Raw genomic sequence first — 17,449 nt, 5'->3', positions numbered from 1 at the left:
GACCGGGTGCCGTGACGGAGCTGTTCGCCATGGTGGTACGGCCCGCGCCGACCCGGTACGCGGGCGCCTTGGCGCGGTCGGTGATCCCGCCGGGCGCCCATTCGGACCAGGGCCCGCGCGCGATGCGGATCTGGTATCGGCCGGGCGCGGGCACGGATACGACGAACGCACCGGCGAGGTCGGTGCTCGTCCTGGCCACCTCGACACCGGCCGGATCCGACGGATACACGATGATCGTGGCGTCGCGCACCGCGGCGCCCTGTGTGTCGCGGACGGTGCCGCCGAGCCTGCCGGTAGCGGCCTGCGCGAACGTCGGCGACGCGCCGGCGGACGGGGCCGAGGTCCCGGCGAGAACCGCGGCGAGGACGCTGACGACGGATAGAAGTCGCCGCATGACAATCCCCTTTCTCACGTTCCATTCCGCGGACGAACGGCAACGCCGAGGAGCAGGTCGACGGTGGGGGACAACTCACCGGACCCGGGCGTGGTCGCCCGATCCCATGGTTACGAGGCGCGGCGGCATCGATAAGAGTCGGTGTGCTCTCGAGCGCTGCCGTACGTCCCACCGACGACGAGCGCAGTGCGTGGCCCCGCACCGACACCCGCGACGAATATGGCCGCCACCTCGGCGAATGCATCCCGTCGCAGGTCAAAGTTGCGAATAGTCGCGATTCGCCTGGAGCAAAACGGCCGGTTCCGGCGGGCTGAGCAGCGGGGGCGTCCTCGCTCAGGAACCGGCGGGCGACGCCACGCCGGGCCTAGTGAAGTGGATCCGGTGCCGGTCCTGGCATGTTCGGCGCAAGCGTCAGGTGGGTCTCCTGCTGCGCGGGTGGTGATGCCTCGACCGGTTGGTGGTGCAGGTGACGCGCGAAGCCGATCGCGGTGGGGGTGTCGGGGAAGACGAGACCGGTCCGATACAGGTACGCGGTGCCGGCGACCGTCGACAATACCTTTTCGTGGCGCGGGTCGACTCCGGACAGCAGCACGGTGATTCCCCGGTGCCGCAGGCGGGCGACGGCGTCGCCGAGGATGTGGGCTCCGGTGGCGTCGATGGTGGAGACGCGGGACATGCGCAGGATGACGACGCGGATGTCGGCGACCTCGGTCAGCTGGATCAGAAAGTCATGAGCGGCGGCGAAGAAGAGCGGCCCGTCGAGGCGGTACGCGACGATGTGTTGTGCGAGAAGGGATTGTTCCTCGGCGGTGAAGTCGCCGGTCTCCAAGGGGATCTGTTCGATCCGGACCGACCGGGCCACCGACCGCAGAGCGAGCAGGGCGGCCACGCCGAGGCCGAGCGCTACGGCGGTGACCAGGTCGAACACGAGGGTGACGGCGAAGGTCAGGACCAGCACGACGGCGTCGCGGCGGGTGGCGCGCAGCAACGCGAGGACGGATGCGGCCTCGACCATCCGTACGGTGGTGGCGATCAGGACGCCGGCCAGCGCCGCGAGCGGGATCCGCGAGACCAGCGGGGCGGCGGCCAGGACGACGCCGGCCAGGACGACGGCGTGGGTGAGTGCGGCCAGTTTCGAGCGGGCGCCGGCCCGGACGTTCACCGCGGTGCGCGCGATCGCCGCGGTGGCGGGGACGCCACCCATGATCGGGGTGATGATGTTGGCCAGGCCTTGGCCGAACAGCTCCCGGTCGGGGTGGTGCCGTTCGTTGACGGTCATGCCGTCCGCGACCGTGGCCGAGAGAAGACTTTCGAGGGCGGCGAGCGCGCTGACGGCCAGGGCGGCGGTCATCAGGTCCGGCAATGCGTGCCAGTCCCAGAAGCTGATCGACGGGGCGAGGAATCCGGACGGCAGGGCACCGATGCGGGCCAGGTGCAGCGGGGCCAGTTCGGCGACGATCGTGCCGGCAGCGACGGTGAACAGTGAGAACGGCAGGGCCGGGCGCCACCGGGCACCCGCGAGGATGACGCCCGCGACCACCACGGTCATCACGACGGGGGCCGGATTCGGCTGCCGGGAAAAGCGGATTACCGCATCGCCGGCGACGGCCCACACCTTGTCCCCGTGGGCGTCGGCGACGCCCAAGGCCGCGGGTATCTGCTGCAGGGCGATCACCGCCGCAATACCCGCGGTGAAACCCTCCACGACCGGAGTGGGCAGATATCGCACGTAGCGGCCGAGGCGGGCGACGGCCAGGGCGATCAGCAGGAGGCCGGCCATGGCGCCGACCATCAGTACGCCCGGTCCGCCGAAGCGGTGCACGATCGGGAGCAGCACGACGGTCATCGCCCCGGTCGGACCGGAGACCTGCAGGTTGGATCCGCCGAACAGGGCTGCGACAGCACCGGCGACCACGGCCGTGATCAGACCGGCCTGGGCGCCCATCCCCGAGGCGACCCCGAAGGCCAGCGCCAGCGGCAGCGCCACGATAGCGACGGTCACGCCGGCCAGGATGTCGCGGCGTGGCGAGCGACGGGCCGCGGTCCAGTCGGAGCGCTGAGGCAGCAGCTCGACGAACCGCGTGGCCATCGGGCTCACCGGGAGGTGCCTTCGAGACGTAGCTGTTCACGCAGGCCGTCCCGGTCGTCGAGCACGGAGGCGAGGATGCGGCGGCCGGCAGCGAGCAGATCGGCCACATCGGTGGTGCTCAGCATGTAGATGACCAGGGCTCCCTCCCGGCTGGAGGCGACCAGGCCGGCCCGGCGCAGCACGGCGAGCTGCTGGGACAGGTTCGACGGCTCGACGTCGATCTCGTGGAGCAGGTCGCGAACCGCTCGCGGCCCGTCCTGGAGCAGTTCCAGCACCCGGACCCGCACTGGATGACCGAGCGTTCGGAACAGCTCGGCCTTGACCTGATGGAGGGGAACACCCACGACATCGTCCCGTCGTCTCGTTGCGGATACGAAGAATTTATCACTTGAAGAATTCTTCAAGTCGAGAGGTAGCGTGTCGCCAGGTCGCGGTCCGGCGGCAACCACACGCCTACGACGTCACCGAGCAGGTCCGGCTCGAACAGCAACTGAGCGTACCGGCGTAGCGACGCTCGTCCGGCCGTGCTTTCCTCAAGCCCATGAACACGGAGGAATGGGTACGGCCGGGGCCGACGGCCGAGCAACGCCGAGCGGATCTCTGGATCGGGCTCGGCGTTGCCGCCGTCGCCGTGCTCAACGTCTTCGTCACCCGCAGCGCCGGCGTACTGGCGACCGAGCATGCTCCGGCCGTCGCCGAGCAGATCGCGTGGTCGGTCGCCACCACCCTGCCGCTCGCCTGGCGCCGCAAGTATCCCGAGCTGGTGGCCGTCGTGGTGGCCGTCGCCTTCGTCGGCGGGCAGTTGCGGCTGGCCCAGGAGCAGCAGATCGCCTCCGGTGCGCTCTTCGCCGCGATCTACACGCTCGGCGCCTGGGGCCGGAACCGGCAGCGCTCTCGCGTCCTGCGGCTGGGGATCATCGCGGCGATGTTCCTCTGGCTCAACGTCGCCTTCTTCATGGCGCACGACGAGATCACCGCCGCCCGGCAACCGGACGCCTCCGGCGAGCTGCCGGTGATCTGGTCGTTCCTGCTGTTCCTGATGATCGTCAACGTGGGCTTCTTCGCGTTCGGCTACCTGATGGGCGATGCCGTGTGGCAGAGCGCCCGGCGGCAGCACCGCCTGGAGAGCCAGGCGGCCGAGCTACGTGCCGCGCAGGGCCTTGCCGAGGAGCGCGCGGTCATCGACGAGCGGGTCCGGATCGCCCGCGAGCTGCACGACGTGGTCGCGCATCACGTGTCGGTGATGGGCATCCAGGCCTCCGCGTCGCGCCGGGCGCTGGACCGCGACCCGGCCCGGGCCCGTGACGCGCTCGTCACGATCGAGGAGAGCGCCCGGACGGCGGTCGACGAGCTCCGGCGGATGCTCGGTGCGCTGCGGGCCCCGAGCGCGGAGGTGATCGCCGGCGCGGACCTCGACCACGCCGGTGACCTGGTCGAGAGCGCACGGGAGACAGGCATGCAAACCCACTTCGAGGTGTACGGCGATCCGGTGCCCGTGCCGGACTCGGTATCCATGGCCGCCTACCGGATCGTGCAGGAGGCCGTGACCAACACGCTCAAGCACGCCGGCGCCGCCGCCCTCGACGTCCGGATCCGCTACCTCGCCCGGGAGCTGGAGATCGACGTCTCGGACGACGGCCGGGGCGGCCCGGCCACGACCGGCGGGATGGGCCTGATCGGCATGCGGGAGCGGGTGGCCATCCACGGCGGCACGCTGGAGTACGGCCCGCGTTCCGGCGGCGGCTTCCGGGTGCGCGCCCGCATCCCGTACGCGCGAGAGCTGGCCACCCGATGATCCGGGTCCTTCTCGCGGACGACCATCAACTCGTCCGCACCGGTTTCCGGGTGATCCTGGAGATGGAGGACGACATGACCGTCGTCGGCGAAGCCGCCGACGGCGAGGCCGCGGTGGAACTGGCTCTGCGGCTGGACCCCGACGTCGTCCTGATGGACGTGGAGATGCCGGAGGTCAACGGGCTGGAGGCCACCCGCCGGATCGCGGCGAAGAACGGTCCGTCGGTGCTCATCCTCACCACCTTCGACCACGACGAATACCTGTTCGAGGCCCTGAGCGCCGGGGCGAGCGGGTTCCTGCTCAAGAACGGCACCCCGGAGGCCCTGATCGAGGCGGTACGGGTGATCGCCGCGGGAGACGCGCTGCTCGCCCCGGCGATCACCCGGCGCGTGATCGCCGCGTTCTCCGCGCCCCGCCCCCGCGTCCCGGAGCCGGGGGTGCGGCTCGGCGAGCTGACCCCGCGCGAGCACGAGGTGCTGGTGCTGCTGGCCGGCGGTGCCACCAACGCCGAGATCGCGGCCGCCCTGCACCTCGGCGAGACCACCGTGAAGACGCACGTGAGCCGGGTGCTGATGAAGCTCGGCGCCCGGGACCGGACGCAGGCAGTCGTGCTCGCGTACGAGCTGGGCGTGGTCCGCCCCGGGACGTGAGGTCCTCCGCAAGGAGGACCCCCGCGGGTCCTCCCCCGGCCGGACGACGCAGCCGGTCCGCTCCACCTACGTTGATCACATGACCACCACCGTGCTCGTGGTCGGGGCCGTCGACCGGTCGTTCGGTGACCGGCAGGTCCTCAAGGACGTGTCGTTCTCCGTGGCGGCCGGGCGCCTCACCGGCTTCGTCGGCGCGAACGGCGCCGGCAAGACCACCACCATGCGGATCATCCTGGGCGTGCTCGCCGCCGACTCGGGCACGGTGACCTGGCGCGGCGCGCCGGTCACCCGGCAGGCTCGGCAGCGCTTCGGCTACATGCCGGAGGAGCGCGGGCTCTACCCCAAGATGGCCGTTGCCGACCAGGTGGTCTACCTGGCCCGCCTGCACGGGCTGAGCGCCGCCGACGCGCGCCGGCGCACCACCGCCCTGCTGGACCGCCTGGAGCTGGGCCCGCGGGCCGGCGACCTGGTGGAGAAGCTGTCGCTCGGCAACCAGCAGCGGGTGCAGATCGCCGCCGCGCTGGTGCACGACCCGGAGCTGCTCGTCCTCGACGAGCCGTTCTCCGGCCTGGACCCGCTCGCCGCCGACTCGGTGGTCACGGTGCTGCGTGAGCGGGCCGCCGCCGGCGCCGCGGTGCTGTTCTCCAGCCACCAGCTGGAACTCGTCGAGCGCCTCTGCGACGACCTGGTGATCATCGCGGACGGCACGATCCGGGCCGCCGGCGCCCGCGACGAGCTGCGCGGCCGGCACACCCTTCCCCGGTACGCGATCGAGGTCGAGGCCGACGCCGGCTGGCTGCGCGACGAGCCCGGCGTCACGATCATCGACCTCGACGGCGCCCGCGCGGTCCTCGAACTTGCTCCGGGCACCGACGACCAGCAGGTCCTGCGGGCCGCGCTGGCCCACGGCCAGGTCCGGTCGTTCGGGCCGGTCCGCCCCTCGCTCGCCGAGATCTTCCGAGAGGTGATCAAGTGACCACGTTCGCCGCCGCCCGGCTGGTCCTCGGCCGCGAGATCCGGGCCAAGCTGCGGGACAAGGCGTTCCTGTTCAGCACCGTCTCCTTCCTTCTCATCATCATCGCGTCGATCTCCATTCCGGCCCTCATCGAGAGCGGTGCCACCAAGGTCGCGGTGGTCGACAGCGGCTCGGGCGCGGCGCTGCGGCAGGCCGGCTTCGAGATCGTGGCGGTCCCGGACACGGCCGCCGCCGAACGGCTGGTCCGGGACGGTGACGTGGCGGCGGCCGTCGTCCCGGGCCCGCGCGTGGTGGCCCTGGACGAGACGCCCGACGAGGTGGTGAAGGCGCTCAGTACGGCGCCCGAGGTGCAGTTGCTCGACGCGCTCGGGTACAACCCGGCGCTGGCGATCTTCGTGCCGCTGGCGATCGCGATGCTCTGCTACCTGACCTCGCTCCTCTTCGGATTGCAGATCGCGCAGAGCGTGGTCGAGGAGAAGGCAACCCGGATCGTGGAGATCCTGGTCTCCAGCGTGTCGCCCCGGGCCCTGCTGGCCGGCAAGGTCGCCGCGATGTCCATCCTGGCCTTCGCCCAGATAGCGCTGCTGGCCGTGGTGACCGTGGTCGGGTTGACGGTGACCGGCACCGACGCGGGCCTGCTCGACGTCCTGGCGCCGGCGCTCGGCTGGTTCCTGCCGTTCTTCGTGCTCGGCTTCGTCATGCTGGCCACCGTCTGGGCCGGCGTGGGCGCCCTCGCCGCCCGGATCGAGGACCTCGGCAGCACCTCCGGGACCGCGCAGATGATCGTGCTCATCCCGTTCTTCGCGGTGCTCTTCCTGCGGGACAACGCGGCCGCGCTGACGGCGCTCTCCTACTTCCCGCTCTCCTCCCCGATGGCCATGCCCATCCGGATCTTCCAGGAGGGCGCGGCGGGCTGGGAGCCGTTCGTGGCGCTCGCGATCCTCGCGATCACGGCGGTCCTGCTGCTCGGCGTCGGCGCCCGGATCTACGAGGGTTCGCTGCTGCGCACCAACACGCGGACCTCGATCCTGGCGGCCTGGAAGACCCGCCCCACGGCCGGCTGAGCCTCACCAGCGCACATTCGCGACGCCCGTCACAGATACTTTATTTCCGATATTTCGGCCTGCGCCGTTGAGGATAATTTTCGCGACCGGATCCACCGTCGTGAAGAGGAAGCCCCAGCGTTGCCGCAGTCGCCGATCACGATCGTCGCCGCGAGCCTCGTGCTCTGCGCGGTGGTCGCGGCGTTGCTGCGCCGCAAGGTCAAACCGGCTGCCGAGGCGGCCGGCCGGATCGTGCTCGACCGGGTGCGACCGTATCTGCCGGCCGGCGTGCGCCGGGTGGCACGCCGGTGGCACGAGCGGATCGACCACGCCACCGTCCGCACCGTGGTGGTGGCGGCGATCGCCGCCGGCATCGCCTGGTTCGCGGCCGAAACCCTGCATCTGGCGGGCGCGGTCACCGCGTCGATCTCGGCGATCCTGTCGGTGCACCTCAGCTCGCACGCCTCGGTGCGGGACGGCACCCGGCGCATGATCGGCACCCTCGCCGGGGTCGGCTTCGCGGTGAGCGTGTGGGGGGTGTTCGGCCCGAGCCCGCTGTCGATCGCCGCGATCGCCGGGTGCGGGCTCGTCGTCGGCCGACTGCTGCGCCTGGGCGACGGCGCGGTCACCGTGCCCGCGACGTCGCTGGGCGTGCTGGTCGCCGGCAGCGCCGGCACCGAGCACCTGGTCTGGGAACGGGCCGGGGCGACCGGGCTGGGCATCGTGGTCGGCGTCATCCTGTCGCCGCTGGTCGGCGGCATGACGCCGCTGGAACGGGCACACTGCAAGCTGGCCTACCTGTCCACCGAGATCGCCCGGCTGCTCGGCGACCTCGGGGCCGGCGCGGCCCGCGGGTACGGCCGGGACCAGGCCACCCAGTGGCTGGCGCGGTCCCGGGCGCTCGGCGAGACCCTCGGCGAGGCGGTCGACGCGGTGGAGGACCTGGACCGGCAGGCCCGCTGGTCGCTCACCACCCCCATCGCCGAGGTGGCCCCGGTGCACCACACGTTCCGAGTCCTCGAGCACGGGGTGCACCAGGTCAACTCGGTGGCACGGTCGATGTTCGACGCCGCCGCGACACCGGACCACCCCGGCGTACCGGACCAGATCGGACCGCTGCTCGCGGCCGCCTCGGAGGCGTTCGCCGCGCACGCCTCGCTGGAGACGGACCCGGACGCCGACCCCACCCAGGACGCCGACAGCCTCGAGGATCTGCTCGACGGCCTGCGCGAGGTGCGCCGGGAGACGCTGCACAAGGTGCGCACCCAGATCGAGGACACCGGGGTGCTGGTCCTCACCGGCTCGATCATCACCGACATCGACCGGATGGCGGGGTCGCTGGAGCGGTCGGCGCCGGCACTCGCGGTCGGCGCCCGCGAGACGGGCCCGGGCATCCCGGCGGTCTCCGAGGTCGTACCCGCCGTCCGTAGCTTCTGGGAGAAGGCCGTGGTCACGAAGGCCGACCCGGACACCGTCAACCGGCGGGCGTCGTCATGAGGGCCAGCGCGGTCAGGAAGTCGCCGAAGGCTCCGTCGGCTCGGGCTTGTCGCCGGTCGCCTCGATGTCCACGATCAGGCCGCGGAGGTAGGGGCGGCCGCCGAGCCGGTCATCGCCTGCCATGTGTGCCGCAGCGTGGTCAGGTAGGGCTCGCCCGGCGACTATCGCCGACATCGTGGCCGCTGCCTGATCCGACCAGCCCTCGGAGAGCACAGAAGGTCACTGGCGTGACCCTGACCAATCGACGACGATGCGTGGATGACCGTCGCCGCCCGGCGCATCCTCGCCGTACTGCTGCTGCTTGCTGGTTTTGTCGTGGTTCCGGTGGGATCCGCGGCCGCTGCGCCGCCGGATGATCCGATCGCGCATGACCCGACGATCATCCGGCAGGGGCATTACTACTACAGCTTCATCACCGGTGACTCGGCTACGCGTACCTATCTGCCGATGCGTCGCTCGGCCGACCTCGTGCACTGGAGCGATCTCGGGCCGGTCTTCGCGACCGTGCCCGGCTGGGTCACCGCGGAGCTCGGCACGACGCCGCCGGATTTCTGGGCGCCGGACATCAGCTGGTTCGGCGGTGCCTATCACCTCTACTACTCGGCCTCGTCGTTCGGCACCAACAACTCGGTGATCGGGCTGGCGACCAACGTGACGCTCGACCCGGCGAGCCCGGCCTACCGCTGGGTCGATCACGGCCTGGTGCAGCGGTCGGGGCCGGCGGACAACTTCAACGCCATCGACCCGGAGCTGGTCCTGGATGCGGGCGGCGGGGCGTGGCTGGCGTTCGGGTCGTTCTGGGACGGCCTCAAGATGCGCCGCCTCGACCGGACGACCGGGATGCCGGCCGGCGATGTCATCGGGCTCGCCTCGCGCGGTGGGGCGTCGATCGAGGGTGCGTCGATCACCCGGCACGGCGGTTACTACTACCTGTTCGCGAGCCTGGACTTCTGCTGCCGTGGCATCAACAGCGATTACCGCGTGGTGGTCGGGCGGTCGACGAGCGTCACCGGGCCGTACGTCGATCGCGCGGGAGTGCCGATGCTTGCCGGCGGCGGCACCGAGCTGCTCCGCGGCTACCACGAGTTCCGTGGTCCGGGCGGTGGTGACGTCTTCGGCGATTTCTACGCCCATCACTACTACCACCTCGACGACAACGGGCTGCCCAAGCTCTCGGTCCGGCCGATCCGGTGGGCGGGCGGGTGGCCGGCGCTGGGTGATCCGCTGTCCGGCAGCCGGGAGATCGGCCACGGACCGGCGTACGTGACCCTGGTGAACCGGGTCGACGGCAGCGTGGTGGCCAACCCGTCCTGCGGTTACGAGGGCGCGGACATCACCCTGGCGGCGCCGGTCGCCGGCGACCCCTGCCAGCAGTGGCGGCCGGACGCGCGCGGCGACGGGGTGGTGAGCCTCGGCAACCGGTTCAGCAACAAGGTCGCCGAGGTCGCGGCGTGCGTCAACGCCGACGGCGCACGGGTGGCGCAGTGGGGCTGGCTGAACAACGACTGCCAGCGCTTCCGGTTCGAGGCCGGGCCGGACGGCTGGTCGGTGGTGCGGAGCGAACTCGCGGGCCGGGTCCTGCAGGGAGCCGGCTGCGGTGGCGCCGGGACACCGGTGCAGACCGCGACCCCGACCGGCCAGGCGTGCCAGCAGTTCCGCCTTCAGCCCGTCGGCGAGGTGCTGCTGGTAGACGCGGACGGGCGGCTCGCCCTCGACGGATGCTTGGCTAAAGCCGCATATCGTCCATATCGCTCCGGCGGCTGCCAGCGGTGGCGCTTCGAGCATGTGGCGGACGGTTACTACCGGGTGGTCAACCGGAACCGGTCCACCCTCGGCGGATCCGCACTCTGGCGCATCGAGTCCGGCCGGCTGGTCGATGGGCTCGGGCACCCGCTGCCGGCCCGCATCGAGGAGCCCTGATGAGCGACTACCCGCAGGCGATTGCTCAGGTCAACCACAGGGAGCCGGTGCCGCGGCGGATCCGGGCCATGCTCGCGGGCCGCGTCGTGCTGGACACCACCCGCGCCGTCTACCTCTGGGAATGGCCGCCCTATCCGCAGTTCTACGTCCCGATCGACGACGTCGCGGCCGATGTCCTGGTCGACGAGCAGCATGAGCAGCGGCTCAGTCGCGGGCTCGCCCGGCGGTTCGGGCTCCGGGTCGGCGACGCATTTCTCCTAAGCGGGCACGATGGTCAGGCCGACCTGGGCGCCTCGCTCGACGGTCCGGCTGACCGTGCACTGCCGTTCGACGGCGGTCCGCATCGCCCGGATCACGCGCCGGCGGGTGTCCTCGTCGAGGAAGTCGAGATCCGCGCGCAGCAGCACCTCCAGCCGCTGATACTCGCGGCCGCCCTCGGCCCGCTCGTGCGTCACGGTCGCGACCATCCGCGCGTCGTCGCCGGCCCGGCGGGTGATCAGCTCCTCGGTGGTGACCGCGGTACATCCAGCGGTAGCTATCTGTAACAGCTCGCCGGGGCTGAACGAGCCGTCCGCGCCGGCCCGGCCGATCCGCACGATCGCGCCACGATCGTTGCGACCTAGGAATTCGTGTGTGCCGATCCGTTCAACCGAAAGCTCTGCCACTCCGTATCCCTTCACGCCGATCCCCCTTGGTTCGTCGACAAAGAGTGACGGCCGACGCAGTTGTGTGTCGCGTGATCAGGGTAAACTGCCGCCACGACGGGGAGGTCGCTGTGCAGATGCTCGCGGGGCGTTACGGGTTGGAACACGCCCTGAGTCAGGGTGGCGACACCGTCGTGTACGGCGGCTACGACAGCGTCCTGATGCGCGCGGTCGCCGTCAAGATCTTCTACGGGGCCGGTGCGGCGGTCGAGGTTCTCGGCGAGGCACGCACCGCCGCCGGGCTCAACCATCCGAACATCGCGCAGATCTACGACTACGGCGAGTTCGGCGACGGACGTCGTACGCCGTACCTCGTCATGGAATTTCTTGATGGGGAGACCCTCGCCGACCGGCTGGCCCGCACCGGCGCCTTCCGGTGGCGCGAGGCCGCCGAGATCTGCGCCGACATCTCCGCCGCGGTGGCCGCCGCGCACGCGCAGAACCTCGTGCACGGCGACGTCAGCGCCCGCCGGGTGATGCTGACCCCGGACGGCGTGAAGGTCCTCGGTTTCGAGACGGCCACCGCCGGCGACCCGGACGGGACCGGCATCGCCGCCGACATGGCCGCGCTCGACCTGCTGTTCACCGAATGCCTGATGGGGTCGCCGGGCATGCGGGACGTCGCCCGGCTGCCGCGCGCGCTGCACGACTTCCACCAGGCCGGCACGGCCGCCTCGGTCACCGAGGTCCTCCGGCGGGCCACCGGTCCGACGCCGCTCCCCCGCACCAGAAGGCCGGCGAGCAAAGGCCGGTCCCGGCGGCGCGCGGCGGTCATGGGGTCGGTCGCGGTCGTCACCGCGGTGGTGAGCATCATCGGGCTGCAGCTGGCCAACGGCACGACCACCCCCGGCGGCCAGTCGGCCGAGGCGGCGGTGGAAGCCCCGCAGCCGGCCCGGACCACCACCCCGCACATCAGCAGCCTGGCGCCGTCCGACCCGGCGGTCACCCCGGCCCGCAAGCGCACGGCGCCCACCACCGGGACCGTCCGCAAGAAGGTCCGGACCACCACGCCGACGACGCCGAAGGTCACCCCGACGGCGAAGCCGACCAAGACGCCCGGCAAGCCGACGACCTCGCCGACCACGTCGCCGACTCCGGAACAGACCGAGCCGACGACCGAGCCGACCACCCCGGAGACGACCGAGCCGACCCCGGAGGACACCCCGACGGACACCCCGACCAGCGAGGGCCCGACGGCTACGACGCCCGTGGTCTGAGCAGGGTGATCCGGGAGGCGCCCAGCTCGGACACGTAGAGGTTGCCCTGGTTCTGGGTCACGTCCAGCGGCTGGCTGAAGCCGGTGAACCCGGTGATGCCGACGGTCCGGTTGGACAGCGCGCCCGACGCGGCCACGTCGAACGTCTCGATGTCCTGCCCGGCCGAGTAGCGGACCACCAGCAGCTTGCCGTCGAGCGCGCCGCCGCGGTATTCGATCGCCCCGTCGGCCGAGGCGTGCAGGCCCGCGTCGTACGTTCCGGCCAGGTCGAAGTTGGGGTCGGGCGCGGTGCCGGCCGGATAGGCGGCGACCTCGAACGGGTCGGCGCCCGCGGTCGGATTGCCGGCGGCGAGGACCCATTCGCAGCGCACCGGGTTGGGATGGCCGTAGTAGCGGCCGGTGCGCACGTCGAAGACGTAGTCGGTCTCGGCGGTCGGCACGTTGGTCAGCCCCGGCACGGCCGGTCCGGTATAGCCTCGCCGGGCACACGCGGCGGGCAGGGTGGCCGGGGTGGCGGGCGTGTTCCCACCGGCCGCCGAGCCGTTGGTCGGCGCATACAGATGACCATTTCGATGCCAGACCAGATCGAACGCATTGCGTACGCCGGTGGCGTACAGAGTCAGCGGCGCTCCCACGGCGTACGGGTCATAAGTTCCGCCTTCGTCGGTTTTGACGTCGAGTGGCAGCGAGGCCGGCAGCCGCGCCCGGTCGAGCCGGAGGATCGCCGCACTGAGCAGCCGCTCGGGCCGATTGCCCCAGGTCGAGTCGGCGGCGCCCATCGCGTTGTTGGCGCCCTGCGACACGTAGAGCGCGCCGTCCGGCCCGAAGGCCAGCGAGTTCGTCTCGTGGTCCTTCACCGACCGCGGCAGGTTGACCACGACCGGCGTGTAGGTCGCCAGGTCGGCCCCGGTGAGCCGGCCGATCCGCCCGGACCAGTCCGGCACGTTCAGCGGCCCCACGTACTCGTAGTTGTCGGTCACCCAGAGGATCGGCGCGGCGGCGGTCGACGCCGGGTCGAACACCATCCCGATGACGCTACGAGCCGGAGCACCCGGCAACCCCAGGGCAGAAGCGTTTTCCCGTACGGCGTTGATGACCGTCGCCGTGCCGAGCGTGCCGTCGGCGTTGATCGGGAAGCGGAAGATCCGCCCGTCGAGGGTGCCCGCGTAGAGCCGCCCGTCCGGCCCGGTGACCAGGGTGGTGAAGGAGGCGCCGGTGGCCACCCCGACGGTCTTGTCGAAGGCGACCGAACCGCCGGTGGTCCCGCCGCTCGCGGTGGTGAAGACCATCGAGTACGGCGCGAACGGCTTGCCGGTCACGTCGGTGACGCCGCCGGTGACGGTGAAGCGGTACGCGGTCAGCGGCGCCAGCGGTGCGGTCGGCGAGAGGTTGATGACGTCACCGCCGCCGCTGGTGATGACGGTCGCCGGCACGGCCGCACCGTCGGACAGCCGGGTCAGCGTGACCGTCGAACTCGACAGCGAGGCGGCCCGGACGCCGCCGTTGGGCAGCACGAGATCCTCGACGACGCTGCCGGTCAGCGGCACCCCGGTCGCACCGTTGGCCGGGGTGCTGGTGCGCACGGCCGGGATCGTCTCGCCGCCGGCCACACCGGCGATGTCGGCGTACGCGACCTTGGTGTTGCTGCCGCCCGCCGGGCTGATCGTCAGCCGCCCGTCGGTGACCCGCACCGTCCGGGTGGCGGTCGCGAACTTGGTGGTGGCGGTCGGGGTGAACGCCGCGATCGCGTTCTGGTCCTCGATGGACACCCAGTTCGTGCTGTCCACCGCGGTGCCGGCGTCGCCGACCGCGACGGTCACCGTGTAGAGCCCGGCCGGGACGGTGGCCTCCCACGCGCCCGGCGTCGCCACCCCGGCCGAGCCGGCCGGCAGCTGCGCGTGCATGAAGGTGGCGAGCCGCTGGTCGGCCTGCCCGGCGGCCGGGTTGCGGTTGCGGCCGTTGCCGGTCAGGTCGACCGGCGTGCGCTCACCGAGGTCGACCCAGCCGTAGCCGCGGGCCGCGGTGAACGCGCCGCCGGAGTCCCGGACGTAGCCGGTGGCCGGCGCGGTCGCCGCGTCGGAGAAGTCGACGTTCAGCGCGACGTCGGCGGTGACCCGGCTGACGTCGACGTAGTTCAGCTTGGTGTTGGTGCCACCCGCGGCGTCGAGGGTGAGCCGCCGGTCCGCGACCGCGACGGTCACGGTGGCCTGCCGGAACTCGGCGGCCGCGGTGGACACGAAGCCGTCGACGGCCAGGACCCCTTCGGCCCGCACGGTGTGCCGGCTGTCGTAGGCGGGCTGGTCCCCCACCGAGACGGTGACCTGATAGGTGCCGTTCGGCACCGCATACTCCCAGGCACCCTCGGTCAGCACCCCGTTCGTCCCGCCCACGTCGCCGTACTGCACGTGGATGAGCGTGTTGAGCCGCGCGTCGATGCCGGCCCGGGCCCGGTCCCGGGTGTTACGGGTCAGGTCGAGCGGCGTGCTGGTCCCCCGCTGCACCCAGCCGTACCCGCGGCCGGCGTCGAACGCCGCCCCGGTGTCGGCGGTGTAGCCGGCCGGCACGGCCGAGGCGGCGGGCTGGAAGTTGACCTTGGCGACCGGCGTGACCGCGGCGGCGGCCGGGCGGGCCGGCAGCGTGAGACCGGAGACGACAAGGACGGCGGCGACTATCCACGAACGACGGCGCATGCCCGTCAACGTCGCACAGCGAAAGACCATCGCCGGAGTCGGAAATTGGCAGCCGGGCCGGTTTCAACATCAGCGGGAACAGCGACAGTTGGGGCAGACCCCGTAGTGCGGACAGGTACCAACCTTGACTTTCTTGGAAAGCCGCAGAAACACTAAGGAAACATTTCTGAGAGCGCTCTCCGCGCCGCCATCGCGGGCAGGCCACAAGAAAGAAGGACGGCACATGAAGGTTGTCCCTCGACGGCGCCGCCGCGGTTTGCTCGCGGCTCTGGTGCTCGCGATGGTCGCCGCACTCGGCCTCATCGGCCTCCAGTCCGCCTCCGCCGCCGCCATCGTCGGCAACACCATCGCCGGGCCCGGCGGGAAGTGTGTCGACGTCGGTGGTGACGACACCGGGGTCAACGGCACCGCCGTGCAGCTCTGGGACTGTCAGACCAACAGTGCCGACCAGCACTGGAGCTGGAGCGGCACGGCGCTGACCACGATCGGGCGCTGCCTCGACATCGTCAGCGGCGGCACCGGCAACGGCACGCAGATCCAGCTCTACGACTGCAACGGCACCGGCGCCCAGCAGTGGGCGCAGCAGACCAACGGCTCGCTCAAGAACCCGCAGTCCGGGCGCTGCCTGGACGCGCCGAGCGGGGCCACCGCCAACGGCACCCGGCTGCAGATCTGGGACTGCAACGGCACCGGCGCCCAGGCCTTCACCGTCACCACCGGGACGACCCCGCCGACCGGGACCTGCCCGACCTACTCCGACACCCCGGACTTCGGGGCCAACGTGCACATCTACGACCACTCGATGACCGACGCGGCCATCCAGTCCTCGCTGGACAGTGTCTTCAACGCGCAGAAGGACACCCTCTCCGCGCAGTTCGGGACCCGCCGGGACGCGCTGGTCTTCAAGCCGAGCACCACGCCGTACGCGGTCGGGGCGAACCTCGGCTTCAACACGTCGATCCTCGGCCTCGGGCAGAACCCGGACGACGTACGCATCAATGGTGCCGTCACGGTCGACGCGTTCAACGCCAGCGATGCCGGGAACGCCACCCAGAACTTCTGGCGGTCGGCCGAGAACCTGTCGATCAACTCGCTCGGTGGCGCCGACCGGTGGGCCGTCGCCCAGGCCGCGCCGTTCCGGCGGATCCACGTGGTCGGCGGGCTCAACGCCTACCCGGCCAGCTACGGCTGGGCGAGCGGCGGCTACATCGCGGACAGCAAGATCGACGGGACCGTCGAGTCGGCCTCGCAGCAGCAGTGGTACTCGCGGGACAGCACGTTCGGCGCGTGGAGCGGCTCCAACTGGAACATGGTGTTCTCCGGGGTGAACGGCGCGCCGGCCACCAACTTCAACACCGACCCCGCCTCCGGGCCGCGCTACACGACCCTGGCCACCACGCCGGTGTCCCGCGACGTGCCCTACCTCTACCTCGACTCGGCCGGGAAATACCGGGTCTTCCTGCCCTCGTTGCGCACCAACGCTTCCGGGCCCAGCTGGGCGAGCGGCAGCACCCCGGGCACCTCGCTGCCGATGAGCAACTTCTACGTGGTGAAGCAGGGTGACACCGCCGCCAACATCAACACGGCGCTCGCCAACGGCTGCAACATCTTCTTCACGCCCGGCATCTACCACGTCAACCAGACCCTGCACGTGACCAAGGCCAACACCGTCGTGCTCGGCATCGGTTACCCGACCATCATCCCGGACAACGGGGTCAACGCGATGGACGTCGCCGACGTCGACGGCGTACGCCTCAAGGGTTTGCTCTTCGATGCCGGAACCACCAACAGCGACACGCTGCTGAAGGTCGGCCTGGCCAAGACGTCGGTGGCGCACGCGGCCAACCCGACCACGGTGCAGGACGTGTTCTTCCGGATCGGCGGCATGGTGGCCGGCAAGGCCACCAACAGCCTGGTCGTCAACACCAACAACACGATCATCGACCACACCTGGGCGTGGCGGGCCGACCATGGCGCCGGCATCGGCTGGACCGTGAACACCGCCGACAACGGCCTGACCGTCAACGGTGACAACGTCCTCGCCACCGGCCTGTTCGTCGAGCACTACCAGAAGAACGAGGTCGTCTGGAACGGTGCCAACGGCAAAATCATCTTCTTCCAGAACGAGATGCCGTACGACCCACCGAACCAGGCGGCCTGGATGAACGGGACGACGCAGGGCTACCCGGCGATCAAGGTGGCGTCCGGGGTCACGACGTTCGAGGCCTGGGGTCTCGGCAGCTACTGCTTCTTCAACGTCAACAATGCCGTGGTCTCGGCCCGCGCGTTCGAGGTGCCCGCGGTCGCCGGCGTGAAGTTCCACAACATGGCGGTCGTCTCGCTCGGCGGCGTCGGCACCATCTCGCACATCATCAACAACACCGGCGCGGCGGCCAACGCGAGCTACAACAACTCCTACCTGGTCAACTTCCCCTAGCAAGGCAGGCGGCCGGGCCCTCGGGCCCGGCCGCCGGC

General features: G+C 71.1%; 13 protein-coding genes and 1 pseudogene. 9 read left to right on the top strand and 5 right to left on the bottom strand.

From position 1 onward, the window contains the following. The 3 genes from Adu01nite_RS14585 to Adu01nite_RS14575 form a co-directional block, all read right to left on the bottom strand. Positions 1 to 394, bottom strand: a 394-nt coding sequence (locus Adu01nite_RS14585) for a carboxypeptidase-like regulatory domain-containing protein (protein WP_203727330.1), incomplete at its 3' end; no start/stop codon positions are given. Between the two features lie 364 nt (positions 395 to 758). Beyond that, positions 759 to 2,483 (bottom strand): SulP family inorganic anion transporter, encoded by a 1,725-nt coding sequence (locus tag Adu01nite_RS14580; RefSeq protein ID WP_203727329.1) that lies wholly within the window; start codon positions 2,481 to 2,483, stop codon positions 759 to 761. Between the two features lie 5 nt (positions 2,484 to 2,488). Then, entirely contained in the window at positions 2,489 to 2,827 is a 339-nt protein-coding gene (locus Adu01nite_RS14575; protein ID WP_203727328.1) for an ArsR/SmtB family transcription factor, read from the bottom strand. A gap of 197 nt (positions 2,828 to 3,024) precedes the next feature. Here Adu01nite_RS14575 and Adu01nite_RS14570 point away from each other — a divergent pair, with 197 nt between their 5' ends. From Adu01nite_RS14570 to Adu01nite_RS48905, 7 genes and pseudogenes are all read left to right on the top strand, one after another. After that, entirely contained in the window at positions 3,025 to 4,278 is a 1,254-nt protein-coding gene (locus Adu01nite_RS14570; protein WP_203727327.1) for a sensor histidine kinase, read from the top strand. Then, entirely contained in the window at positions 4,275 to 4,928 is a 654-nt protein-coding gene (locus Adu01nite_RS14565; RefSeq protein ID WP_203727326.1) for a response regulator, read from the top strand. The genes Adu01nite_RS14570 and Adu01nite_RS14565 overlap by 4 nt, the downstream gene beginning before the upstream one ends. Before the next feature lie 79 nt (positions 4,929 to 5,007). Then, positions 5,008 to 5,904: an ABC transporter ATP-binding protein gene (locus tag Adu01nite_RS14560; RefSeq protein WP_203727325.1), complete on the top strand. Its 897-nt coding sequence runs from the start codon at positions 5,008 to 5,010 to the stop codon at positions 5,902 to 5,904. Next, a complete protein-coding gene (locus tag Adu01nite_RS14555; RefSeq protein ID WP_203727324.1) occupies positions 5,901 to 6,968 on the top strand; it encodes an ABC transporter permease in 1,068 nt (355 codons plus the stop codon). The genes Adu01nite_RS14560 and Adu01nite_RS14555 overlap by 4 nt, the downstream gene beginning before the upstream one ends. A 120-nt stretch (positions 6,969 to 7,088) precedes the next feature. Next, the gene (locus Adu01nite_RS14550; protein ID WP_203727322.1) at positions 7,089 to 8,444 is read left to right on the top strand and encodes an FUSC family protein; all 1,356 of its coding nucleotides are present in this window, start codon (positions 7,089 to 7,091) and stop codon (positions 8,442 to 8,444) included. Positions 8,445 to 8,702: 258 nt separating this feature from the next. Beyond that, positions 8,703 to 10,364: a family 43 glycosylhydrolase gene (locus Adu01nite_RS14545; RefSeq protein ID WP_203727320.1), complete on the top strand. Its 1,662-nt coding sequence runs from the start codon at positions 8,703 to 8,705 to the stop codon at positions 10,362 to 10,364. Further along, positions 10,364 to 10,573 (top strand): annotated as a pseudogene (locus Adu01nite_RS48905) (DUF427 domain-containing protein); the annotation flags it as partial. The gene Adu01nite_RS14545 and the pseudogene Adu01nite_RS48905, both read left to right, overlap by 1 nt. A 48-nt stretch (positions 10,574 to 10,621) precedes the next feature. Here Adu01nite_RS48905 and Adu01nite_RS48900 read toward each other — a convergent pair. Continuing rightward, entirely contained in the window at positions 10,622 to 10,960 is a 339-nt protein-coding gene (locus tag Adu01nite_RS48900) for an OsmC family protein (RefSeq protein WP_369076817.1), read from the bottom strand. Between the two features lie 185 nt (positions 10,961 to 11,145). Here Adu01nite_RS48900 and Adu01nite_RS14530 point away from each other — a divergent pair, with 185 nt between their 5' ends. Beyond that, positions 11,146 to 12,285, top strand: coding sequence for a protein kinase domain-containing protein (locus Adu01nite_RS14530; protein WP_239132401.1), 1,140 nt, complete (start codon positions 11,146 to 11,148; stop codon positions 12,283 to 12,285). Here the strand turns inward: Adu01nite_RS14530 and Adu01nite_RS14525 are convergent. Beyond that, positions 12,266 to 14,974 (bottom strand): PQQ-dependent sugar dehydrogenase, encoded by a 2,709-nt coding sequence (locus Adu01nite_RS14525; protein WP_203727313.1) that lies wholly within the window; start codon positions 14,972 to 14,974, stop codon positions 12,266 to 12,268. The genes Adu01nite_RS14530 and Adu01nite_RS14525 overlap by 20 nt on opposite strands. Positions 14,975 to 15,197: 223 nt before the next feature. On the opposite strand from Adu01nite_RS14525, the gene Adu01nite_RS14520 reads away from it, so the two are divergent. Next, positions 15,198 to 17,411: a pectate lyase-like domain-containing protein gene (locus tag Adu01nite_RS14520; protein WP_203727311.1), complete on the top strand. Its 2,214-nt coding sequence runs from the start codon at positions 15,198 to 15,200 to the stop codon at positions 17,409 to 17,411. The last annotated feature ends 38 nt before the right edge of the window (positions 17,412 to 17,449 follow it).

This window comes from Paractinoplanes durhamensis, assembly GCF_016862175.1.
Taxonomy (GTDB): domain Bacteria; phylum Actinomycetota; class Actinomycetes; order Mycobacteriales; family Micromonosporaceae; genus Actinoplanes; species Actinoplanes durhamensis.
The sequence above is the reverse complement of the archived record's forward strand: the minus strand, read 5'-3'. Positions and strand labels throughout refer to the sequence as shown.

Coding starts and splice junctions, on each gene's coding strand:
- Adu01nite_RS14580 (WP_203727329.1), bottom strand. CDS start 2,483: ATGGCCACGCGGTTCGTCGAGCTGCTGCCTCAGCGCTCCGACTGGACC.
- Adu01nite_RS14570 (WP_203727327.1), top strand. CDS start 3,025: ATGAACACGGAGGAATGGGTACGGCCGGGGCCGACGGCCGAGCAACGC.
- Adu01nite_RS14565 (WP_203727326.1), top strand. CDS start 4,275: ATGATCCGGGTCCTTCTCGCGGACGACCATCAACTCGTCCGCACCGGT.
- Adu01nite_RS14560 (WP_203727325.1), top strand. CDS start 5,008: ATGACCACCACCGTGCTCGTGGTCGGGGCCGTCGACCGGTCGTTCGGT.
- Adu01nite_RS14545 (WP_203727320.1), top strand. CDS start 8,703: ATGACCGTCGCCGCCCGGCGCATCCTCGCCGTACTGCTGCTGCTTGCT.
- Adu01nite_RS14530 (WP_239132401.1), top strand. CDS start 11,146: ATGCTCGCGGGGCGTTACGGGTTGGAACACGCCCTGAGTCAGGGTGGC.
- Adu01nite_RS14525 (WP_203727313.1), bottom strand. CDS start 14,974: ATGCGCCGTCGTTCGTGGATAGTCGCCGCCGTCCTTGTCGTCTCCGGT.
- Adu01nite_RS14520 (WP_203727311.1), top strand. CDS start 15,198: ATGAAGGTTGTCCCTCGACGGCGCCGCCGCGGTTTGCTCGCGGCTCTG.